Genomic DNA, 21,341 nt, shown 5'->3' with positions numbered 1-21,341 from the left:
CACAGCAAACCAGAACAACGAGACCCCGATGAACGAAGATAGATCCAGCAACAATAGTCCTGGCCACCGAAGCTGGCTGGAGCGGCTAGCAATGGCTTTCTCCGGCGACCCCAGAAACCGCGGCGAGCTGCTGGAACAGCTACGCGAAGCGGAAACCAACGAAATTGTAGATGCCGAAGTGCTCAGCATCATCGAAGGCGCCCTCTCTGTTGCAGATATGCAGGTGCGCGAGATCATGATCCCGCGCTCACAAATGGTCTGCATCAAGGCCGCCCAGCAACCCAAAGAGTTCCTGCCCAGCATCATCGAGTCAGCTCACTCCCGCTTCCCCGTTGTCGGCGACTCCATGGATGACGTGCGCGGAATTCTGCTCGCCAAGGACCTTCTCACCCTGATTCTGAACGATAATCCTGGCAAATTTGATATCAAGGATATCCTGCGCCCGGCCACCTTCGTCCCCGAGAGCAAGCGCTTGAATGTTCTGCTCAAGGAGTTCCGGGCGACCCGTAATCATATGGCGGTGGTGATCGATGAGTACGGCGGCGTTGCCGGTCTGGTCACGATTGAGGATGTACTCGAGCAGATTGTCGGCGACATCGAGGATGAACACGACGTTGACGATGATAGCTTTATCAAGCAGGTCGGAGAAAACGAATTTATCGTCAAAGCCCTCACCCCCATCGAGGATTTTAACGAGCACTTCGGCAGCGATTTTAGCGAGCGCGAGTTCGATACCATTGGCGGTATCGTGATGCAGGGCTTCGGCCACCTTCCCAAGCGCAACGAGCAACTCTCCCTGCAGGGCTTTAGCTTTCGCATCCTGAACGCCGACAACCGCCGCATCCGCCTGCTAAAAGTAAGCGCTGACTAATGCCGCAGCCTTCATGGCAAAAAGGCTGGTCCGCCCAGCTGCTCGCCATAATGGCGGGCGCACTGGGCGTCGGAGGCTTCAGTCCCTTCGACTGGTGGCCCCTGCCACTGCTGTCCAGTGCCCTGCTTTACCTGTTGCTCCACCCCCTGTCCCCGCGCCAGGCTCTCTGGCGAGGAGCGGCCTATGGCCTCGGCCTGTTCGGCGCCGGCACCTCCTGGATCTACGTCAGCATACACCAGTTTGGCGCCGCCTCGGTGCCTCTGGCCGGTCTGCTGACGCTGCTGTTCTGCATCGGCATGGCGCTGCTGTTTGTGGCCCCGTTCGCCTGGTGCTACGCCCAGCTGCGACAGCGCTGTTCGGGCAGCACCCCCCTGGCACTGGTCAGCTTTGCTGTGCTGTGGGTACTGTTCGAATGGAGTCGTAGCTGGCTCTTTACCGGCTTCCCCTGGCTGATCTGGGGCTACAGCCTGATCGACACCCCGCTCAGCAGTTGGGCCCCGGTCACCGGCGTCTTCGGCCTCAGCCTGTTTGTGGCCGGGAGCGGAGCCTTGCTAGGTGAATGGGTGCGAAGCAGGCGCCCACGGAACTCTCTGCTGCTGGGTACCGGCGTCTGGCTGTGCGTCCTGCTGGCCAGTTACCCTTTGGCCAATCAGGCCTGGACCCAACGTGCCTCCCAATCCCTGAACGTGGCGCTGGTACAACCGGCGATCCCACAGAAGATGAAATGGGAGGAGGGTTTTTTACAACAGTCCCTGCAGCACCTGGAACGCCTGACTGGGCCTCACTGGGATGCAGATATCATCGTTTGGCCCGAAAATGCGATCGCGGCCCTCCAGCACCGCATGCTCCCGTACCTGGAACAGCTGGGACAGCGCGCCCGGGATACCCAGACCAGCCTGGTGAGCGGCATCCCCATTTACCAACCCGACGTTTCTGGCCAGCGAGTTTTCTATAATGGCATCACCAGTATCGGACAGGGCAGCGGCAACTACCGCAAGCAGCAACTGGTCCCCTTTGGTGAGTACGTGCCACTGCAGTCATTGCTGCGGGGGCTCATCGCATTTTTCGACCTGCCTATGTCCGATTTCGCCCGCGGCCCTGGGGACCAGCCGCTGCTGCGCGCAGGCCCCCACCAACTGGCACCGCTGATCTGCTACGAAATCGTCTACCCGGATCTGGTTGCACGCATGGGGAGGGAGGCAGACCTGCTACTGACCATCAGCAACGATACCTGGTTTGGTGCCTCCATCGGCCCCCACCAGCACCTGCAGATGGCACGTATGCGAGCCCTGGAAAACGGCCGCTACCTGATCCGCGCGACCAACGACGGCATCACCGCAATCATTGACCCCAAGGGCCAGCTGATCGCGCAACTCCCCCAGTTTGAAGCGGGCGTGCTCCGAGGCAACGTCACGCCCATGAGGGGTATTACCCCTTTCGGCTCAAATGGCTCCTGGCCGCTTATCGTTTTTCTCGGCTTCGCGCTATTGGCGGCTATGCTGGGTAGTCACCGAACAGGCGGTCCTGCAAGCGATACCATATCTCCCCCAGCCATTCGTGCAGGACGTCGCGACTAAGCAACAGCCCCCGGGCCGTGGGCAACCACTGTAAAACCGGGGACAGCGCTTGATTGCGCGGATGGTATCCTAACGGCGCCGCAATCACCTCGAACCCGGCCTGCTCAAACGCATAACGCGCCCGCGGCATATGCATCGCGTGGGTCACCAGCGCGATGCGCTGGATCGACTGCGGAAGCAGGGCGCGCGTATTGTGGGCATTTTCCCGGGTGGTACGGCTAGCCCCCTCTTGCCAGCGAACCGGCAACGCCAACTCCTGCTGCAGCTGCCGCGCCATCAGCGCCGCCTCACTCTCGCGCTCCCCCACCACCACCCGGCCTCCGCTGAGCGCCAGTTCGAGACCGCTGCGGCGGGATAGATATGCGGCATAGAGCAAACGCTCGGTGGCCAACGCGGAGGGTCGCTCGCGATTATCGTACTCAACCGCAGGCGGTCGGCGCCCGGCTCCCGGCACCACCAGAAGCTGGGCGTGTTTCAGCGCCGCCATCGAAACCGGCGTCGACCGCCCCTCCAGACCAAGCGCCAATTCGGTCGCGACAAAAGAGGTGCTGAGCAGATAAAGGCTGAGCAGGGAGAATGCCAACAGTCCACCTCCCAGCCAGGGCCAACGACGCTGCAACAACAGTCCAGCGCAGGCGGTAACGAGCTGGTTTCCAGGGGGCAGCAATATACTTTTAAGCAGTATCCAACCAATCAAGAGGCGATATCATCCCTGTCGTCGCCACCACGGGGACCGCTGCGGCTAAGTATGGCGCGCCACTCCAGCTCAGGTAGTCGACTGAGGCAGGAGGCTGACGCAGTAGAAAACGCTATCACCACAACCGCAGCATGTCGATAGATCTCCTGCCTGCACCAACACCTGGGGCTGGTGGCACCGAACGCAGTGGTAGTCTCCAGCCTCGGCATAACTGTCGGCGCGATAGTGACGCAAACGCGAAACCGAAGCCCTGGGCTCGGCTGCCACTTGCTGCCCCATAGCGTTAGTCAGCTCCACCAGCGACAGGTCACTCCCTCTGAGGCACTGGTGCAACCAGTCGGCATCGCGGTTCATGCAGGCCGCTAACAGGCACCACTCCTCACCACTGATATCACGCAATTCAACCTCGATGGCCTTTCCATGCCCGCCCACCACCGGCAGCGAGCGGACCCCACCGGCCTCAAAATCAGCAATGGCCTTTTGTAACCGTTCCAACAAGCGTGCACAACTATCGGCCTCGGGAGGGGCAATGCTGTTATCCGGAGTTTTCCGCATATGACAAACCTCAGCGTCAGGAGCCGGTCGATACACAGTAGTCACAACTTTGGCGCCGTTTACCGGGAGATATTGGGGCGGGGAGGTAATACCGGCTAGAAACAGCGGACACCTACTGAGATCAGGCTTTAAATTAAGGGTAGACCATGGATAAACACTACCCGTCAAAACCACGCTGCTGTATCCTTCGCTGTTTAGATTTTATCATTATTCCCAGCATCCCTTTTTATCACTTCCAAGCGCGAGAACGATGGAACAACAGTATCAGCCCCATGAAATTGAAGCCGAAGCCCAACAGTATTGGGAGTCGACCAAGGCCTTCGAAGTTACCGAGGACAGCAACAAGGAGAAGTATTACTGCCTCTCCATGTTCCCCTATCCGAGTGGTCGCTTGCACATGGGGCATGTGCGCAACTACACCATTGGCGACGTAATCTCCCGCTTCCATCGGATGCAGGGAAAAAATGTTCTACAGCCCATGGGGTGGGACGCCTTTGGTCTGCCGGCAGAAAACGCGGCGATCAAAAACAACACCGCACCGGCGCCCTGGACCTATGAAAACATCGATTACATGAAGGGCCAGCTCAAACTGCTCGGGTTCGGTTACGACTGGAGCCGCGAGATCGCGACCTGCCGCCCCGAATACTATAAGTGGGAACAGTGGTTCTTCACCCAGCTGTATGAAAAGGGGCTGGTTTATAAAAAAACCTCTGCGGTCAACTGGTGTCCCAACGACGCCACCGTGCTGGCCAACGAGCAGGTTATCGAGGGCTGCTGCTGGCGCTGCGACACCCCGGTCGAGCGCAAGGAGATCCCCCAGTGGTTCGTGCGCATTACCGCCTATGCCGAAGAGCTCCTGAAAGATCTCGATGAGCTGGAAGACTGGCCCGACCAGGTCAAGGCGATGCAGCGTAACTGGATCGGGCGCTCCGAAGGGGTCGAGATGAACTTCGACATCGCGCAACCGGTCACCGGCGCGGTCAGCGACTTCACCATCTATACGACTCGCCCCGACACTCTGATGGGCGTGACCTATGTCGCTCTGGCTGCTGAACACCCCATTGCCCACGCCGCTGCCGCGAACAATCCGCAGCTGGCGGAGTTTATCAAAGAATGCAAAAACAGCTCGGTCGCCGAAGCCGATATGGCCACCATGGAAAAACGTGGCGTAGATACCGGCCTCAAAGCGGTTCACCCATTGAGCGGACGCGAAATTCCGATCTGGGTCGCCAACTTCGTCCTGATGGATTACGGCAGCGGCGCCGTTATGGCAGTGCCGGGCCACGACCAACGGGACTGGGAGTTTGCCACCAAATACCAACTGCCTATCGAGCAGGTCATCACTCCCGCCAGTGACAACATCGACTGCGACATCAGCCTGGCCGCCTTCGTTGACAAGGGGGTGCTGGTCAACTCCGGCGAGTTCGACGGCCTGGGCTTCGCCGAAGCCTTCAGCGCCATCGCCAATAAGCTAAAAAGTCTGGGTAGGGGCAAAGTAACCGTCAACTACCGCCTGCGCGATTGGGGTGTCTCCCGCCAGCGTTATTGGGGATCGCCGATCCCGATGAAGTACCAGAATGGTGAAGAGATCCCGGTGCCCCTCGAGGAGCTCCCGGTCGTCCTGCCCGAAGATGTGGAGATGGATGGCGTACAGTCCCCCATCAAGAGCGATCCGGAGTGGGCGAAGTGTGAGCACAACGGTCAGCCGGCGAGCCGCGAAACCGACACCTTCGACACTTTTATGGAGTCCTCCTGGTATTTTGCCCGCTTTACCAGCCCCCACAGCGACCAGCAGATGCTCTCTCCCCAGGCCGCCAACTACTGGCTGCCTGTGGACCAGTATATCGGCGGTATCGAACACGCAATCTTGCACCTGCTGTACGCACGTTTTTTCCACAAGCTGCTGCGTGACACCGGCTTGGTGGACAGCAACGAGCCGTTCAAGCGCTTATTATGCCAGGGCATGGTGCTTAAAGATGGCAGCAAGATGTCCAAATCCAAGGGCAACACCGTCGACCCCCAGCAGCTGATCAGCCGTTACGGTGCCGACACCGTGCGCCTGTTTACCATGTTCGCCGCGCCACCTACCCAGTCACTGGAGTGGTCCGACAGCGGTGTTGAAGGCGGTTTCAAATTTCTCAAGCGCTTGTGGAAACTGACTCAGGAGCACCTGCACAGTGGCGAAGTTGGCGAGCTCAACCCAGACCTCCTCAACGAAGCCCAGCGTGATTTGCGCCGCAAAACACACGAAACCATCAGCAAGGTTACCGACGACTACGCCCGTCGCCAGACGTTCAACACTGCCATCGCCGCGGTCATGGAACTGAGCAACGAAGTGGCACGTCTGCCCGCTGACAACCCACAAGCCCGTGCCGTGGTGCGCGAAGCCCTGGAAGCAAGCACGCTGCTACTGGCGCCCATTGTTCCCCACATCAGCCACAAACTATGGCAGCTTCTCGGTCACGAACTGGCGGTCATTCAGGCCCCCTGGCCGAAGGCCGATGCCTCCGCCCTGACCCGCACCCGGCTGGAATACGTGGTTCAGGTGAATGGCAAGCTACGAGCACGCCTTGAGGTCGATGCCGGTCTCGACAAGGCGAGCATAGAAGCGCAGGCTTTGGCCGACGAAAACGTGCAGCGCTTTACCGCCGACAAAACGGTGCGTAAAGTCATTGTGGTCCCCAACAAACTGATCAATATCGTTGTAGGTTAACTCATGGTTTTATCTCGTCACGGATCACGGCTGCCATTGATGGCTCTCGGTTTACTGTTGATCGCCGGCTGCGGCTTTCAATTACGGGGAGAGGTAGACCTTGCCAGCGAGCTTAGAACCCTCAATGTAACCGGCGTCCAAAGCGGCAGTAACCTGTCACGCACCCTGCGCCAGAGCCTGGCCAATAATGGCGTAGAGATCAGCGCCAATGCAGTAAACACGCTGGCGATTCTGGACCACAGCAGCAGCCAGCGCGCCGTTACCTTTACCGGCACGGGTGAAAGTGCCCAGTACGAGGTCACCAGCCAGATCCGCTTTAGCCTGCAAAATCGCAACGGCACCACCCTGCTGGGCCCCGACCAGCAGAGCGCACAAAGCACCTATCAGGCAGACCAGAACAATACCACCGCCTCGATCTCCGAGCGCCAACTGCTCGACCGCGAACTTGAGTGGGATCTGGTACGGAAAGTGATGCTGCGCCTGCAAGCGATCAGCTCTACCCAGCTGGCCGAAGCCCACGAAGCCGCGACCGAGCGCGAGCTACAGCAAGAACAGGCCACTTCGGCAACGCAATGAAACTGCGTGCAGAACAGCTCGCTAACCACTTGAAAAAGGGCATTGCGCCGCTCTACATTGTCAGCGGCGACGATCCCCTGCAGCAACAGGAGTGCTGCGATAGTATCCGCCGAGCCGCCCGCGACCAGGGCATCAGCGAGCGCGAAATGATGCACGCCGAAGGCAACTTTGACTGGAGCGATCTGCTCGAAAGCGCTAACAGCCTCTCCCTCTTCGCTGATCGCAAATTGATCGAGCTGCGGGTACCCAACGGCAAACCCGGCGACAAAGGCAGCAAAGCGCTGGTCGCCTATGCGGAAAACGCCTCCCCCGACAATACCCTGCTACTGGTTTTGCCCAAGCTCGATGTCTCGGCCCAGCGCAGCAAATGGTTCAAATCGGTGGACAAGGTGGGAATTTCGATTCAACTGTGGCCCATCGATGCCACTGCGCTACCGGGCTGGATCCAGCAACGCCTGGCCGCCGCTGGCCTCACCAGTACCGCTGATGCAGTGCAGATACTGGCGGACCGTGTCGAGGGTAACCTGTTGGCAGCCCAGCAGGAGATCGAGAAGCTAAAGCTGCTCGCCAACGGCCAGCATGTGGACGCCGAGACCGTTAACAGCGCCGTCTCCGACAGTGCCCGCTACGACATTTTTTCCCTCGTCGACAGCTCGCTGGCCGGCGATGCCACCCACAGCGCCCGTATGCTAAACGGTTTGCGCGCCGAAGGCAGCGAGCCCACCGTCATTCTCTGGGCGCTAACCCGCGAGCTGCGTAGCATGGCCACCATGGCTCGCCTGCAACAGCAGGGGCAGGGAATCGAACAGATTCTCAAGAGTCAACGGGTATGGGAAAAGCGTAAACAGCCGGTACGCAAGGCCCTGATACGCCTGTCTGAACGGGACTGGCGCAACCTGCTGCGCCACGCTGCGCGCATCGACCGCACCATCAAAGGACTGGAAGCCGGTAATGTATGGGATGAGCTCAGCGCACTCAGCCTGCGCATGGCGGGGCTGCAAACCCCCGCCGCTGCCTACTGAAAGCGGCCCCGTCGCCAGCTATTGATCCACTCGGCCCAATACTCCAGTCTCTGGAGCTGGGCGAAGATGGCGATGGCAGCCTAGCAGAGCAGATCGCCCTTGGCTTGCTGATCAGCGTGATAGGAGGAGCGCACCAGGGCGCCGCTGGCGACCTTGGAAAAGCCCAGCTCGTGGGCAATATCAGCCAGTTCGGCAAACTCGTCGGGGTGCACGAAACGATCCACCGGCAGATGGTTGCGGCTGGGTTGAAGATACTGACCGAGGGTGATCATCTCGATATCATGCTCGCGCATATCCTTCATCTCCTCAATCACCTCGTCGATGGTCTCTCCGAGCCCGAGCATCAGCCCGGACTTGGTGGTTACCGCGGGGTTACGCCGCTTGTACTCCTTGAGCAGGGTAAGCGACCACTGGTAATCGGAGCCGGGCCGAATCTTTTTATACAGTGAGGGCACCGATTCGAGGTTATGGTTGAAAATATCAGGGGGTGTTTCGCTGAGAATGTCCAGCGCCACTTCCATACGACCGCGAAAATCGGGGACCAGGGTCTCGATCTGGATATCGGGGCTGAGGGCACGTACTTCACGGATGCAATCGGCAAAATGGCCAGCGCCACCATCGCGCAGGTCATCGCGATCGACCGAAGTCACCACCACGTAGCGCAGCTTCATATCGGCGATCGCCGCAGCCAACTGTTTGGGTTCATTAGTATCGAGCGCGTTGGGGCGGCCATGGGCCACATCACAGAAGGGGCAACGACGGGTACAGATATCCCCCATGATCATAAAGGTGGCGGTACCGCCGCTGAAGCACTCCCCAAGATTGGGGCAAGCCGCTTCTTCGCACACGGTATGCAGCTTGTGCTGGCGCAGCAGGCCTTTGATGCGGGTAATCTCCGGCGAAGCCGGCATCTTCACCCGCAACCAGTCGGGTTTGCGAGGCATCGCGCCAGGTTCAGTGGGAATCACCTTGACCGGGATGCGGTCAACTTTGTCGGCCCCACGAAGTTTAACGCCCTGCACGGCGCGGGCGGGTTTAGCGGGGGTATCGTTGTTGGTGCTCATAGAGGTAAATCATCCAGTTGCAGGGAGTCGGTGGTGGTGTCGTAGTGATTATACCCGAGCAATCGAGTCAAGTTCTGTTTCAATCTGTCGCTAACCACGTCTATTTGTATATCGGTGACCAACTCGCTGAGCTGGGTCATCGCCAGCCCTGCGTAACCGCAAGGGTTAATCCGCAAAAAGGGTTCCAGCGCCATATCAACGTTAAGGGCCAGGCCGTGGTAGGAGCAACCGCGGCGCACCCTCAGCCCCAGCGAGGCGATCTTGGCATCGCCGACATACACTCCCGGTGCATCGGGCTTGGCCCGGGACTCCACCGACCACTCGGCGAGGGTGTCGATAATGGATTGCTCAATCGCCGTCACCAGATCACGAACCCCTTTGCCACGGCGTTTGATATCCACCAGCAGGTAGGCAACCAGCTGGCCCGGGCCGTGATAGGTTACCTGGCCACCACGATCGACCTTGACCACGGGGATATCGCCGGGCATCAGCAAGTGCTCTGCCTTACCGGCCTGACCCTGGGTAAATACCGGCGGATGCTGCAACAACCACAGCTCGTCGCGGCAGGATCCATCACGACGGTCGGTATATTGCTTCATCAATTGCCAGCTGGATTCGTACTCCACCATCCCCAGCTCGCGTACCAGCAGGGTCTGGCTATTATCATTGGAATTCATCAGATCGCCTTGATTCGGGAGCTCTTGATTCGCGAGCTAGATCACCATTTTAACGCGGCCACTGTCCATAAATTCCTTATGCAGCGCGCTTAACTGGGCTTCCCCGGTAGCAGTAATCACCACCGTAACCGACTGAAAGCGCCCATTACGGCTGGCCTTAACATCGTGCGTGCCGTTAAAGTCACCGTCATGGCGCTGTACGACCTTGAGTACGAATTCGACAAAATCGGCATCGGCGTCACCCAGGATCTTCACCGGGTAATCACAGGGAAATTCGATTTTGGGGGCATCGGGCTGCCCACTCTGCTGTTGGTTGAAAAGAATATCGCTCACCACAGATACCGCCTGGGATAGAAACAGAAAAGCTGCAGGCTAAGCCTGCAGCTGTACAATTATAATACAAAGCGAGGCGCGATCGCAGCCCCGTGCCGGGAATCGGTCAGGCAAAGAGTCCAAATACGAAAAGGAGTATGGAATCCCACAGACGCCTGAAGAAACCACCGGATTCAACCGCTTGCAGTGCCACCACCGGCACCGTTTCGATCAACTCTTCTCCCAACAACACCTTCACCTCACCCAGCACCTGCCCCTGCTTCAGCGGCGCCTCAAGTGTCGGGTTAAGCTCCATAACGGCGCTCAAGTTTTTGCTTTGGCCACGCGGGATAGTCACCATGATATCCTCGCTCACCCCCACCGCTACCTTATCCGTAACTCCCTTCCACACCCGGGGAGTTTGCAGGGCTTCGCCACCGCGTTTGACCAGCGCATTTTCGAAAAAACGGAAACCGTAGGTGAGTAATTTTTGGGTTTCACTGGCACGGGATTTTTCACTCTTGGCGCCCATCACCACCGAGATCAGGCGGCGGCCATCCTGTGAGGCCGAAGTCACTAGGCAGTAACCCGCTTCCTCGGTGTGGCCAGTTTTTAGTCCATCCACTGCACTGTTGCTCCACAGCAAGCGGTTACGGTTGGGTTGCTTACGCAGGGGCTTGCCTGTTTTTTTATCCACACCATACTGGTAGTACTTCTCGGCATAAATTCCATAACGGTCAGGATGCTGGTAGATAGTGGCACGCGCCAGCACCGCAAGATCCGCCGCGGTGGTGTAGTGACCTTCGGCGGGCCAGCCGCTGGCGTTCACAAAACGGGTATTGGTCATACCCAGTTCATTGGCAGTACTGTTCATCAGCTCCGCAAAGGCCCCTTCGCTACCGGCTATGTGCTCGGCAATGGCTACACTGGCATCGTTCCCGCTGACGATGATAATGCCCTTGAGCAACTCCTCCACCGCTACCCGCTCACCCACCTCGATAAACATGGTGGAACCGCCCATTTTCCAGGCTTTTTCGCTAACCAACACCTCTTCGGTGGCGCTGATGTTGCCAGCAGCCAGCTCGTTTTCAGCGACAAAAGCGGTCATCAATTTGGTCAAGCTGGCCGGTGGCAGCGGCTGATGGGCGTTGGACTCCACCAGAATGCGACCACTGTTAGCATCCATCAGGATGTAACTACTGGCAGCAAGAGTCGGCGCCGACGGGATCGGCGAGGCCGCCAACAGGGGCGCGCTAGCAACCAACAGCAGAGGGGAGATAAAACGGGAGAGCAGAGTGCAAAAAGATCGCATAAGCAGAGACAAAAAATCCTGTATAGAAATTAAGGGAGTTGGAGAGTCTCTACTGAGACCCTGCACCGAGCTGAAAATTCCCCTGTTCCCAGGCCAATCCGGGAGCGGGGTCACAGGTCGGGAATCAAAGGTGACCCTTGGGGCCCGCCAAACCTATTCGTAAACCAGATGAGGGGCGCCCAACGCGGCATTATCGACTTGTTGCTTCGCTTCTTCAACCTCTTGCAAGGTCGTGAAGGGGCCAATCCTTACCCGATGTAAGGGTTGCGGTTGCTCAATACCCGCCACTACGGCAACCGGGAAGCGCGTTACCTCGCTCAACCGCCGCTGCAAGCTATGGGCCGACTGGGAATTTTGCAAAGCTGCCACTTGCAAAAACATACGCGGGTGCTTGGGCTCTGTGCTAGTGCGGGTTGTTGATTTCAGCGTTACGGGAGCCAACTCGGCACGGGGAACCGCTACCGGGCCGCCGCTTGCCTCTCCACCGGACTGGTAGTTGTCGGGGTCGATGCCCTCAACCCGTACCCGAGCCGTGCCCTGCCCAAAAAAACCCAGTTTGCGGGCCGCCGCATAGGACATATCGATCAGGCGATCACCGTGAAAAGGCCCCCGGTCGTTGACCCGTACGACCACAGTTTTGCCGTTAGCCAGGTTGGTGACGCGAGCATAAGAGGGCAGCGGCAGGGTTTTGTGGGCCGCACTCATACCGTACATGTTATAGGTTTCGCCATTGGCGGTTTTATGACCGTGAAATTTAGTGCCATACCAGGAGGCCGTGCCCTCCTTGCGATACCCTATCGCGCTGCTCAGGGGGTAATACTTGATCCCGAAGAGTGTATAGGGAGTCGATTTGACGGGACCGTTGTGCGCTTTAGGGACGGCGTCGGGAATCGAGGCTACGTCAAAGTGCCCGCTGGGTGCCCCATCGGTGCCGGGACGCGTAGTGCTGGAACTACAGGCCACCAGCAACAGGCAAGTCAACAACAGGGCCCCGAGACGACTCCAGAGCATCCCGCTATAGCGCCTTGGGCATGCCATCGAGCAACTCCTCGCTGAGCTGGAACGCGGCCATCGCGTAGAGGGTGCTGTGGTTGTAGCGGGTGATCACGTAGAGGTTATGCATCCCGACCCAAAACTCACTGCCGTGTTCGCCCTGCAACTTAATGCCCCGCACACTGGCATCTGCCGCTGGCACCTGAAGCGGCTCCCACCCCAGCGCCTGCAGTTCATCCAGGGTTTGCCCAGGTTTCAGGCTATCGCTCACGCCCTCGCCATACTGGTCACCCTTGACGTGAGCCCGGGTAACCACCGGGGCCCCCTGCTGCCAGCCGTGACGTCGAAAGTAGTTGGCGACGCTACCGATGGCATCAACCGGGTTGTTCCAGATATCGATCTGGCCGTCGCCGTCAAAGTCCACCGCGTAGGCGCGAAAACTGCTCGGGATAAACTGGGGAAAGCCCATCGCACCGGCGTAGGAGCCGGTTAGATCCAGGGGATCAAAACCCTGCTCGCGGCTGAGTAACAAAAACTCCTTGAGCTGTTTACGAAAGAAGGTCTGGCGAGGGGGGTAATCAAAACCCAGCGTGGAGAGCGCGTCCACAACCCGAAACTTACCGCGATGTTTGCCGTAAAAAGTTTCCACGCCAATAATCGCCACGATCATTTCCGGGGGTACACCAAACTCCTTTTCAGCCCGCGCCAACGCCTCGGCGTGCTGCTGCCAGAACGCTATACCCGCTTTGGTGCGGCTCGGGGTGATAAAGATCTGGCGGTATTCGTGCCAGGTCTTGGTGCGTTCGGCAGGACGTGCGATCGCGTCGAGAATGGACTGCTTGCGCGTCGCTGAGTCAAATACACGCTCCAGCGTTTCCCGATCGTACTGGTGCTCCTGCACCATCTCATCGATCAGTTTCTGCGCCTCCTTGGAGTCGCTGTAGTCAGCTCCAAATACGCTACTCGCCGACAGGCAGAGTGATACCCCCAGTGCAGATAACAGTCTCATTCTTGGATCTTCCTCAATTAAACGGTAACGCGTATCAGGTCGCTACACGTTGTCAGATAATTCAAAGCAGGGCAACCGCGATTCAACCCCGCCCCAACCAGCTGCGGTGCGAATGTACCGACATCAACACGCCGAACCCCGCCAACAGCGTCACCACCGAGGTACCACCACGACTGACCAGCGGCAGGGGAACTCCCACCACCGGCAACAAACCGCTCACCATACCGATGTTGACAAAGACATAGACAAAGAAAGTGAGCGTAATACTCCCCGCTAATAACTTTCCAAATAAGGTTTGCGCGTTGAGGGCAATAACGATTCCTCGCGCAATGATCGCGACATAGACCGCCAGCAGCAATAACACCCCCACCAAACCAAACTCTTCGGCCAGTACGGCGATGATAAAATCGGTATGGCTTTCGGGAAGAAAATCGAGTTGGGACTGAGTGCCGCCAAACCATCCCTTGCCGTAAATCCCCCCTGACCCGATTGCTACTTTGGACTGGATGATATTCCAGCCCGACCCCCAGGGGTCGCTTTCAGGATTGAGAAAAGTAAGGACTCGCTGCTTCTGATAGTCACGCATCAGGTAGTGCCACATCCCCCAGACGAGGGGCAATGCCGCCAGCACCGCACCCAGGATAATGCGCCACCTCAGACCTGCCAGAAACAACACAAACATTCCCGAGGCCGCAATCAGCAGCGAAGTGCCCAGATCGGGCTGCTTGGCGATCAGCAGCACCGGCAATAAAATCAGTATCATCGCCATCAACAAATGGCGGAAGCTGGGGGGCATCACGCGCTTGGCGAGATACCAGGCAACCACCATCGGCATCACCAGCTTCATGATCTCCGAGGGTTGGAACCGAAAGCCCGGTAACGCCAACCAGCGCTGTGCCCCCTTGGCTCCCGTGCCGCTGATCAACACGGCTACCAACAACCCTAACCCCAACAGGTAGACCCAGGGAGACCAACGTTCAAAGATACGCGGAGGTATGTTAGCGATCACTACCATGCCAACCAAACCGACCGCAAGGTATACCGCCTGGCGACTCACCATCGCCAAATTCTGCCCACTGGCGCTGTAGAGCACCAGCAGCCCGCCCCCCATCAGTAACAACAACAGGCCTAGCAATACGGGATCGAGCCGCAACCAGAATACCGCCCGACTCTGCATACTATCTTCGCTGATCGCCAGTTGACGCTCGAAATCCTGACGACTCATTGGGCTGCTCCAGCGCCGGCAAGGCCGGCCTGAATTCGCGGTAACAGGTAAGCGTCTAGCACCTTACGGGCGATGGGTGCCGCTGTGCCACTGCCACTACCGCCGTTCTCAATCACCACCGCGATAGCTATTTGAGGATCGTCCAGCGGGGCAAACCCCACAAAAAGAGCATGATCGCGATTACGTTCTGCCAGCTTTTCGGCATCGTATTTTTCGTCCTGTTTGATGCCCACGATTTGCGCAGTTCCGGTCTTACCCGCCATCTGGTAATCGATATTGCGCCCGATCCGATAGTGGGCCGTACCGCGCGGGTGGTGCACCACTTTTCGCATCGCTTCGATAGCAAAATCCCAGTACTCCGGCTTCTTCAGTTCAACGTCCACCAGCTCGGGCTTGGCCGGCAGTTCGAACATGGGGGAAGCCATTTTTAACAACTGCGGGCGGATCCACTTACCGCGATTGGCGATCACCGCCGTCGACGCCGCCAACTGCAGGGGCGTTGCCAGCATATACCCCTGCCCAATACCGGTAATTAATGTTTCACCTGGATACCAGGGGCGCCCCCGGGCTCCTCGTTTCCAGTCCCTCGAGGGCATCAACCCCGGCCGCTCCTCGGAAATATCACGGCCAATCCGCCGCCCAAGGCCAAAGCCCGACAGGTACTGGTGCATGTTATCGATCCCCAACTTAAGAGCCAGTTCATAGAAGTAGGTATCGTTGGAGTACATAACAGCACGTTCCAGATCAACGACACCGTGCCCCTCTCGCTTCCAGTTTCGGTAGAGGCGCTCCTCGCCGGGCAGCTGATACCAGCCCGGATCGAAAATGGTGTAGCTCGGATTGGTGATCCCCGTATCGAGACCTGCCAACGCAACCATCGGCTTGATGGTCGATGCGGGGGGATACTCCCCTAACGAGGCGCGGTTATAGAGCGGGCGATCCTCATTATCGCGCAGCAGGCTGTAATCCCGGCTAGCGATACCGGTGACGAACAGGTTGGGGTCATAAGCGGGCGCGCTGGCCATAACCAATACGCCCCCGGTGCGGGTATCCAGCGCCACCACAGCTCCCCGGCGGCCCTTCAGGGCTTCTATGGCCACTTTCTGCAGCTCGGCATCGAGGTAGAGCGTGATATCACTGCCTGGCTCCGGGTCGCGACGGCTGATGACCCGCTGCACACGCCCCCGGGCATCGGTTTCCACCTCTTGAAAACCCGCCTTGCCCAGTAGCTGGATCTCATAAAACTTTTCAACGCCAATCTTGCCGATGGAGCGGGTGCCGCTGTAGGCATCCGGGTCGAGCCCGGCTAACTCTCGCTCGTTAATACTGCCGACGTAACCGACCGAATGGGCAAAATGGTCACCGTTGGGGTAAAAGCGCACCAACTGGGCCTCCACCTCGACACCAGGCAAACGGTGTTCGTTGACCGCAATACGGGCGATCTCATCCTCCTGCAAACGATATTTGAGAGGCACCGATTCAAAGGGACGACTCTGGCGCGCCGACTTGCGATAGGCCTCCACCTGCTCATCGCTGATAGGGAGAATCTCCCGTAGGTTGGCGAGGGTTTGCTCCAGATTCCCTACCCGCTCCTTGACCAGCATCAGGGTGTAACTGGGCTTGTTTTCGGCAAGCAGGTTGCCTCGGGTATCGTAGATAAGGCCTCGAGTGGGAGGCAACGACTGCAGGTGGATACGGTTATCATCAGACTTGGTACTGAGGTCTGCGTGCTGAATTACCTGCAGATTGATCATGCGCGCTACCAGCACCCCCACCATCACCAGCACCACGAACAGGCACAGCAGCAGGCGGGAGGTAAATATCCTCGCCTCGCTCCGAGTATCCTTGATCGCGGTGGAACCAGCCATCAGCTTCCTGCTCAGCGGTGATAGGGGTGATTATTAAGGATGCTCCAGGCGCGGTAGAGCTGCTCCGACAACAACACCCTCACCAGCGGGTGAGGCAGCGTCAGCGGGGATAGCGACCATTTCTGATCTGCCCGAGCCACACACTCGGGCGCTAATCCTTCAGGCCCTCCTACCAGCAAACTGATATTGCGGCCATCAAAACGCCACTGCTGCATCTGCTCGGCAAGTTGCTCGGTACTCCAGGGACGCCCGCCGACCTCCAGCGCGATGACCCGATCACCGCCACCAATAGCCGCTAACATGGCCTCACCCTCTTTTCGTTGAGCGCGCTTGATGTCCGCCCCTTTCGTGCGCTTACCCAAAGGGATTTCAACACACTCCAAGCCACAATCGGCGGGCAGGCGTTTGGCGTACTCCTGATACCCCTGCTGGACCCAGGCGGGCATGCGGGTACCAACGGCTATAAGACGGATGCGCATCGGCCAATAATCAGTCTGTGGTGTCGTTCTGGTCCGCCTGTTCGCCTGACGCAGACTGACTGACCTGGTCTGCCAAGCGCGTGGAACCCTCCCACAGCCGCTCCAGATCGTAGAACTGCCGGGTTGCCGGTAGCATTACATGCACCACCACGACATCCAGATCCACCAGCACCCACTCGCTACCCGACTCGCCTTCGCTTCCCAGAGGACGAATACCCTGTTTTTTCACATCATCGACGACCGAGTCGGCAATCGATTTAACATGGCGGTTCGAAGTACCGCTGACGATGATCATATAGTCGGTAATATCGGTAAGCTCCCGCACATCCAGGCAGGTGATATCCTTGCCTTTAATGTTCTCCAGGGATTCGAGGACCAGATTTTTCAATTGTTCAGATTGCATGTAGGGGAAAATTCTCTCCGTTAGGGTTTGGTGTCAAGTTAAGGTTACTGGCGAATATGGCCATCACCGAAAACTACATATTTTTCAGAGGTCAGCCCTTCAAGGCCAACCGGTCCGCGGGCATGGATCTTGTCGGTCGAGATACCGATTTCAGCACCCAGTCCGTACTCAAAGCCGTCGGCGAATCGGGTCGAAGCATTGATCATCACCGACGCGGAATCAACCTCGGTTAAAAACCGGCGTGCCTTGCTGAAATCTTCGCTCACAATAGCATCGGTGTGATGCGAGCCGTAGTGATTGATATGTTCGATCGCCTGCTCCATACCGCTCACCACGCGTACCGCCAACACCGGCGCCAGATACTCGGTGGCCCAATCCTCTTCGCTGGCGGGCACCGCATTATCCAGCAGCGCGCAGGTTCGGGGGCACCCCCTCAGTTCGACGCCATAGGGAGCATAGAGCGCCGCCAGCTCGGGCAGCAGCCGCTCTGCGACCGACTCTGCCACCAGCAGGGTTTCCATGGTGTTGCAGGTACCATAGCGGTGGGTTTTAGCATTCAATGCGATCTTAAGCGCTTTAGCACTGTCGGCGTGGTCATCGATATAAACATGGCAGATGCCGTCGAGGTGCTTGATCACCGCCACCCGGGCATCGCGACTGACCCGTTCGATCAGGCTTTTTCCACCTCGAGGTACGATGACATCAACGTATTCGGACATAGTAATGAGCTCGCCGACGGCCTCGCGGTCGGTAGTCTCAATGACCTGCACCACATCCTGCGGCAAACCGGCCGCCGCCAGACCCTGGCGAATACAGGCAGCGATCGCCTGATTGGAGTGGATCGCTTCGGAACCTCCCCGCAAAATAGTGGCATTAGCCGACTTCAGGCACAGGCTAGCAGCATCCACGGTTACATTAGGACGTGATTCGTAGATAATGCCCACCACACCCAGGGGCACTCTCATCTTGCCGAGCTGAATACCGCTGGGTACGTAGCGCATATCGCTGATGGTACCCACCGGATCGGGCAGGCTGGCCACCTGGCGCAGCCCCTCAATCATGGAGTCGATACGCGCTGGTGTAAGCTCCAGCCGATCGAGCATCGCCGCGTCCAGACCTTTATTGCGGCCAGCATCGAGATCCTGCTGATTGGCCAGGGACAACTCGGCACGAGCGCCATCAAGGGCATCGGCGGTAGCCAGTAGCGCGGCGTTTTTTTGTGCCGTCGTCGCCTTCACGATCTCACGGGATGCGGCCCGGGCACGACGCCCTACCTGCGCCATATACTCTTTTACATCCATAGGGGTTCCAGATTTGGGTAATACCAGCGAAAATTCGCACGATTATAACTTGCCCGCTGACGGGAGTCGCCCCTATTCATGGACCTCACACTGATTGACCCCTTGCTCGAGTGGTTAGCTGCCCACAGCCAATGGCTGGAATTCGTCCTCTGCGTGACCGCCTTCGCCGAGTCACTGGCGCTAATCGGCCTCATCCTGCCGGGTGTGGTGATGCTGTTTGGCATCGCCCTGCTGGCCGCCAGTAGCGGCATCGCGTTGGAAACCGTGCTTTGGTGGGGGTTCGTCGGTGCGGTTCTGGGGGATAACCTCAGCTACCTGCTGGGACGCTATTGCCACGGGCCGATCAGCCGCACCCGCCTGTTTCGCGACAACCCGCAATGGATCGACAAAGGGGAACGTTTTTTTGAGCGCCATGGCATGCTCAGTGTCGTGTTGGGTCGCTTTATCGGTCCACTGCGGCCGATCATCCCGATGATTGCGGGGATGATGGAGATGCCGGCACTGCGCTTTGTAGTGGTCAGCCTGCTGTCGGCCGTGGCCTGGGCGCCATTCTATCTATTACCCGGCTACCTGGCTGGCGCCGCCGCCAACCCGGAAACCCTTGCTTCACTGCAATGGCTATACCGCTGGTTCGAGTAAAATGGGCACCCTCCTAATCGGAGGACTCGCCCCAGCGCGGCACAAAGGTCTGTTCCAGCCCCAACTGATCGAGAATACGCGCAACCACAAACTGCACCATCTCCTCAACGCTGACGGGACGGTGGTAGAAGCCCGGACTGGCCGGAAGAATCATTGCCCCCATGCGGGTCAGACGCAGCATATTCTCCAGGTGCAACTCCGAGTAGGGCGCCTCCCGGGGCACCAGAATCAACTGACGTCGCTCCTTTAAGGCGACGTCCGCCGCCCGTTCGATCAGGTTATTGCTGGCGCCACAAGCGATCGCCGACAAGGTGCCGGTACTGCAAGGGCAGATCACCATCGAGGCCGGCGCCCCGGACCCCGACGCGACTGGCGCCATCCACTGCTCGCGCCCATAGACCTTGACCCTTCCAGCGAGATCGGCGTAGCGCTCAGCAAACCATTTTTCCAGCTCGCCGGGTGCACCTGGGAGCCTGAGGTCGGTCTCTGTTGCAACCACGACCTGCGCCGCGCGGGAGATAAGAAAACTCACCTCACAGCCTTGCGCCAACAACTGCTCCAATAAACAGAGCCCATATTGGGCACCGGAAGCCCCCGTTAAAGCCAGGGTAATACGTTTACTCGTCATGATGGGGATAGTGCTCCTCGAGGGCCAATCTGAGCTTGTCATGAAGACCGCCAAAACCGCCATTGCTCATCACCAGTATATGATCTCCGCGCCGACTATCCAGCAACAGGCGTTCCACCAGCCGATCCACCGACGACTCCACACTGGCCTCCACCGCACTCTGGGTCACCACCTCATCCAGCGCCCAATCCACCCCTTCGGGCTGAAACCAATATACCCGGTCAGCACTGGCGGTTGAGGGAGCCAGCTTGGGGCGGTGTATACCCAGACGCATGGTATTGGAACGTGGCTCGATAACAGCCAGGATTCGCCCCTGCTGCCCAACCCGCGACCGCAACCCTTTAAGCGTGGTCTCGATTGCGGTCGGATGATGGGCAAAGTCGTCGTACAGGCGAATCCCGCCGCGATCGGCGAGTAACTCCAGGCGCCGCTTGATACCCGTGAACGCACCCAGCGCTTGGGCCGCGATCGCGGGCGTGACACCGACATGGCGTGCGGCGGCGATCGCCGCCAGGGCGTTGGCCCGATTATGGTCGCCCAGCAGCGACCAACTAACGGTGGCCTGCGCCTTTCCCTGATGAAAAACCTCAAACTCGCTGCCATCCGCGCATAGCGCCCTGGCATACCATGTCGCCTCGGGCCGGGTTAGCGACAGGGATTGCTGTTCACTCCAGCATCCCTGGGCCAACACCGCCTGCAGCGCAACGTCCTCACCGGGGGATAGCACCAGCCCCGTCGCAGGGATCGTTCGCACCAGATGGTGGAACTGCCGTTGGATCGCCTCAAGATCGGGGAATATATCGGCGTGATCAAACTCCAGATTATTCAGCACCGCCGTGCGCGGCTGGTAGTGAACAAATTTTGACCGCTTATCAAAGAAGGCGCTGTCGTACTCATCTGCCTCGATCACAAAAAAAGGGGTCTGCCCCAGACGCGCGGACACGCCGAAGTTACCGGGAACACCGCCGATCAGAAAACCGGGGGACATGCCTGCGTACTCCAGAATCCATGCCAGCATCGAGCTGGTCGAGGTCTTGCCATGGGTACCCGCCACCGCCAGCACCCAGCGCCCCTGCAACACATGCTCTGCCAGCCACTGGGGGCCGGACCGATAAGGTAGCCCCTTATCGAGCATGTACTCTACCGCCGGGTTGCCCCGCGACATGGCATTACCAACCACCACCAGGTCGGGAGCGGGATCAAGCTGAGCGGGATCGTAGCCCTCGACCAGTTCGATCCCCTGCGCCTGCAACTGCGTGCTCATCGGGGGATAGACGTTCTGGTCGGAGCCGGTAACACGATGACCCAGGGACTTGGCCAGAACCGCCAACGACCCCATAAAGGTGCCGCAAATCCCGAGAATATGTATGTGCATAGTTGTCCCGATAAAGACTGAAAAGGTGGAAGCCTATCACGGCAG

The 21,341-nt window shown here is 58.6% G+C and carries 21 protein-coding genes; 6 read left to right on the top strand and 15 right to left on the bottom strand.

Annotated elements, in window-relative coordinates:
• The first annotated feature begins 28 nt into the window (after positions 1-28).
• Positions 29-871 carry an HlyC/CorC family transporter gene (locus tag ACP3PW_RS06825; protein WP_426415944.1) on the top strand — a complete coding sequence of 281 codons (843 nt, stop codon included), beginning with the start codon at positions 29-31 and terminating at the stop codon, positions 869-871.
• Positions 871-2,448 (top strand): apolipoprotein N-acyltransferase, encoded by a 1,578-nt coding sequence (lnt, locus tag ACP3PW_RS06820; RefSeq protein WP_426415943.1) that lies wholly within the window; start codon positions 871-873, stop codon positions 2,446-2,448. The genes ACP3PW_RS06825 and lnt overlap by 1 nt, the downstream gene beginning before the upstream one ends.
• Here the strand turns inward: lnt and ACP3PW_RS06815 are convergent.
• A complete protein-coding gene (locus ACP3PW_RS06815) occupies positions 2,366-3,145 on the bottom strand; it encodes a YdcF family protein (protein ID WP_426415942.1) in 780 nt (259 codons plus the stop codon). The genes lnt and ACP3PW_RS06815 overlap by 83 nt on opposite strands.
• A 69-nt stretch (positions 3,146-3,214) precedes the next feature.
• A complete protein-coding gene (locus ACP3PW_RS06810; protein WP_426415941.1) occupies positions 3,215-3,700 on the bottom strand; it encodes a hypothetical protein in 486 nt (161 codons plus the stop codon).
• 250 nt (positions 3,701-3,950) lie between these two features.
• Here ACP3PW_RS06810 and leuS point away from each other — a divergent pair, with 250 nt between their 5' ends.
• The 3 genes from leuS to holA are packed head-to-tail and all read left to right on the top strand — an operon-like array spanning position 3,951 to position 8,011.
• Positions 3,951-6,413, top strand: coding sequence for a leucine--tRNA ligase (leuS, locus tag ACP3PW_RS06805; protein ID WP_426415940.1), 2,463 nt, complete (start codon positions 3,951-3,953; stop codon positions 6,411-6,413).
• 3 nt (positions 6,414-6,416) lie between these two features.
• Positions 6,417-6,989, top strand: a complete 573-nt coding sequence (gene lptE / locus ACP3PW_RS06800) for an LPS assembly lipoprotein LptE (protein ID WP_426415939.1) — start codon at positions 6,417-6,419, stop codon at positions 6,987-6,989.
• Positions 6,986-8,011, top strand: coding sequence for a DNA polymerase III subunit delta (gene holA / locus ACP3PW_RS06795; protein ID WP_426415938.1), 1,026 nt, complete (start codon positions 6,986-6,988; stop codon positions 8,009-8,011). The genes lptE and holA overlap by 4 nt, the downstream gene beginning before the upstream one ends.
• 80 nt (positions 8,012-8,091) lie before the next feature.
• Here holA and lipA read toward each other — a convergent pair whose 3' ends face one another.
• The 11 genes from lipA to ACP3PW_RS06740 all read right to left on the bottom strand — a co-directional run bounded on the left by lipA (position 8,092) and on the right by ACP3PW_RS06740 (position 18,654).
• Positions 8,092-9,075, bottom strand: coding sequence for a lipoyl synthase (gene lipA, locus ACP3PW_RS06790; RefSeq protein ID WP_426415937.1), 984 nt, complete (start codon positions 9,073-9,075; stop codon positions 8,092-8,094).
• On the bottom strand, positions 9,072-9,752 hold the full coding sequence (gene lipB / locus ACP3PW_RS06785; RefSeq protein WP_426415936.1) for a lipoyl(octanoyl) transferase LipB: 681 nt from the start codon (positions 9,750-9,752) through the stop codon (positions 9,072-9,074). The genes lipA and lipB overlap by 4 nt, the downstream gene beginning before the upstream one ends.
• Positions 9,753-9,788: 36 nt before the next feature.
• Positions 9,789-10,085 carry an HP0495 family protein gene (locus ACP3PW_RS06780; protein WP_426415935.1) on the bottom strand — a complete coding sequence of 99 codons (297 nt, stop codon included), beginning with the start codon at positions 10,083-10,085 and terminating at the stop codon, positions 9,789-9,791.
• Positions 10,086-10,191: 106 nt separating this feature from the next.
• Positions 10,192-11,388, bottom strand: a complete 1,197-nt coding sequence (locus tag ACP3PW_RS06775) for a D-alanyl-D-alanine carboxypeptidase family protein (RefSeq protein ID WP_426415934.1) — start codon at positions 11,386-11,388, stop codon at positions 10,192-10,194.
• 141 nt (positions 11,389-11,529) lie between these two features.
• Complete coding sequence (locus ACP3PW_RS06770) at positions 11,530-12,414, bottom strand: septal ring lytic transglycosylase RlpA family protein (protein WP_426415933.1); 885 nt, start codon at positions 12,412-12,414, stop codon at positions 11,530-11,532.
• Entirely contained in the window at positions 12,392-13,378 is a 987-nt protein-coding gene (gene mltB, locus ACP3PW_RS06765) for a lytic murein transglycosylase B (protein WP_426415932.1), read from the bottom strand. Before mltB ends, ACP3PW_RS06770 begins: the two co-directional genes overlap by 23 nt.
• Before the next feature lie 82 nt (positions 13,379-13,460).
• Positions 13,461-14,603 (bottom strand): rod shape-determining protein RodA, encoded by a 1,143-nt coding sequence (rodA, locus tag ACP3PW_RS06760; RefSeq protein WP_426415931.1) that lies wholly within the window; start codon positions 14,601-14,603, stop codon positions 13,461-13,463.
• Positions 14,600-16,471 carry a penicillin-binding protein 2 gene (mrdA, locus tag ACP3PW_RS06755; protein ID WP_426415930.1) on the bottom strand — a complete coding sequence of 624 codons (1,872 nt, stop codon included), beginning with the start codon at positions 16,469-16,471 and terminating at the stop codon, positions 14,600-14,602. Before mrdA ends, rodA begins: the two co-directional genes overlap by 4 nt.
• 11 nt (positions 16,472-16,482) lie before the next feature.
• Entirely contained in the window at positions 16,483-16,950 is a 468-nt protein-coding gene (gene rlmH / locus ACP3PW_RS06750; RefSeq protein WP_426415929.1) for a 23S rRNA (pseudouridine(1915)-N(3))-methyltransferase RlmH, read from the bottom strand.
• 10 nt (positions 16,951-16,960) lie between these two features.
• The gene (gene rsfS, locus ACP3PW_RS06745; RefSeq protein ID WP_426415928.1) at positions 16,961-17,353 is read right to left on the bottom strand and encodes a ribosome silencing factor; all 393 of its coding nucleotides are present in this window, start codon (positions 17,351-17,353) and stop codon (positions 16,961-16,963) included.
• 44 nt (positions 17,354-17,397) lie between these two features.
• The gene (locus ACP3PW_RS06740; protein ID WP_426415927.1) at positions 17,398-18,654 is read right to left on the bottom strand and encodes a glutamate-5-semialdehyde dehydrogenase; all 1,257 of its coding nucleotides are present in this window, start codon (positions 18,652-18,654) and stop codon (positions 17,398-17,400) included.
• Positions 18,655-18,732: 78 nt separating this feature from the next.
• Between ACP3PW_RS06740 and ACP3PW_RS06735 the strand changes: the two genes are divergently transcribed.
• On the top strand, positions 18,733-19,293 hold the full coding sequence (locus ACP3PW_RS06735; protein WP_426415926.1) for a DedA family protein: 561 nt from the start codon (positions 18,733-18,735) through the stop codon (positions 19,291-19,293).
• A gap of 13 nt (positions 19,294-19,306) precedes the next feature.
• Here the strand turns inward: ACP3PW_RS06735 and ACP3PW_RS06730 are convergent, their stop codons facing one another.
• Positions 19,307-19,921, bottom strand: a complete 615-nt coding sequence (locus tag ACP3PW_RS06730) for a flavin prenyltransferase UbiX (RefSeq protein ID WP_426415925.1) — start codon at positions 19,919-19,921, stop codon at positions 19,307-19,309.
• Positions 19,911-21,296 carry a UDP-N-acetylmuramate:L-alanyl-gamma-D-glutamyl-meso-diaminopimelate ligase gene (mpl, locus tag ACP3PW_RS06725; RefSeq protein ID WP_426415924.1) on the bottom strand — a complete coding sequence of 462 codons (1,386 nt, stop codon included), beginning with the start codon at positions 21,294-21,296 and terminating at the stop codon, positions 19,911-19,913. Before mpl ends, ACP3PW_RS06730 begins: the two co-directional genes overlap by 11 nt.
• Positions 21,297-21,341 lie beyond the last annotated feature (45 nt).

Source organism: Aestuariirhabdus sp. LZHN29 (assembly GCF_049985285.1).
In the GTDB taxonomy this organism is placed as follows: Bacteria; Pseudomonadota; Gammaproteobacteria; order Pseudomonadales; family Aestuariirhabdaceae; genus Aestuariirhabdus.
The sequence above is the reverse complement of the archived record's forward strand: the minus strand, read 5'-3'. Positions and strand labels throughout refer to the sequence as shown.

Bases quoted from the DNA above. Each gene is read 5' to 3' on its own strand.
- rlmH (WP_426415929.1), bottom strand. From the start codon at position 16,950: ATGCGCATCCGTCTTATAGCCGTTGGTACCCGCATGCCCGCCTGGGTC.
- mrdA (WP_426415930.1), bottom strand. From the start codon at position 16,471: ATGGCTGGTTCCACCGCGATCAAGGATACTCGGAGCGAGGCGAGGATA.
- ACP3PW_RS06825 (WP_426415944.1), top strand. From the start codon at position 29: ATGAACGAAGATAGATCCAGCAACAATAGTCCTGGCCACCGAAGCTGG.
- rodA (WP_426415931.1), bottom strand. From the start codon at position 14,603: ATGAGTCGTCAGGATTTCGAGCGTCAACTGGCGATCAGCGAAGATAGT.
- mpl (WP_426415924.1), bottom strand. From the start codon at position 21,296: ATGCACATACATATTCTCGGGATTTGCGGCACCTTTATGGGGTCGTTG.
- lipA (WP_426415937.1), bottom strand. From the start codon at position 9,075: ATGAGCACCAACAACGATACCCCCGCTAAACCCGCCCGCGCCGTGCAG.
- ACP3PW_RS06735 (WP_426415926.1), top strand. From the start codon at position 18,733: ATGGACCTCACACTGATTGACCCCTTGCTCGAGTGGTTAGCTGCCCAC.
- rsfS (WP_426415928.1), bottom strand. From the start codon at position 17,353: ATGCAATCTGAACAATTGAAAAATCTGGTCCTCGAATCCCTGGAGAAC.
- mltB (WP_426415932.1), bottom strand. From the start codon at position 13,378: ATGAGACTGTTATCTGCACTGGGGGTATCACTCTGCCTGTCGGCGAGT.
- ACP3PW_RS06810 (WP_426415941.1), bottom strand. From the start codon at position 3,700: ATGCGGAAAACTCCGGATAACAGCATTGCCCCTCCCGAGGCCGATAGT.
- lptE (WP_426415939.1), top strand. From the start codon at position 6,417: ATGGTTTTATCTCGTCACGGATCACGGCTGCCATTGATGGCTCTCGGT.
- ACP3PW_RS06740 (WP_426415927.1), bottom strand. From the start codon at position 18,654: ATGGATGTAAAAGAGTATATGGCGCAGGTAGGGCGTCGTGCCCGGGCC.
- lipB (WP_426415936.1), bottom strand. From the start codon at position 9,752: ATGAATTCCAATGATAATAGCCAGACCCTGCTGGTACGCGAGCTGGGG.
- holA (WP_426415938.1), top strand. From the start codon at position 6,986: ATGAAACTGCGTGCAGAACAGCTCGCTAACCACTTGAAAAAGGGCATT.
- ACP3PW_RS06770 (WP_426415933.1), bottom strand. From the start codon at position 12,414: ATGGCATGCCCAAGGCGCTATAGCGGGATGCTCTGGAGTCGTCTCGGG.
- lnt (WP_426415943.1), top strand. From the start codon at position 871: ATGCCGCAGCCTTCATGGCAAAAAGGCTGGTCCGCCCAGCTGCTCGCC.
- ACP3PW_RS06730 (WP_426415925.1), bottom strand. From the start codon at position 19,921: ATGACGAGTAAACGTATTACCCTGGCTTTAACGGGGGCTTCCGGTGCC.
- leuS (WP_426415940.1), top strand. From the start codon at position 3,951: ATGGAACAACAGTATCAGCCCCATGAAATTGAAGCCGAAGCCCAACAG.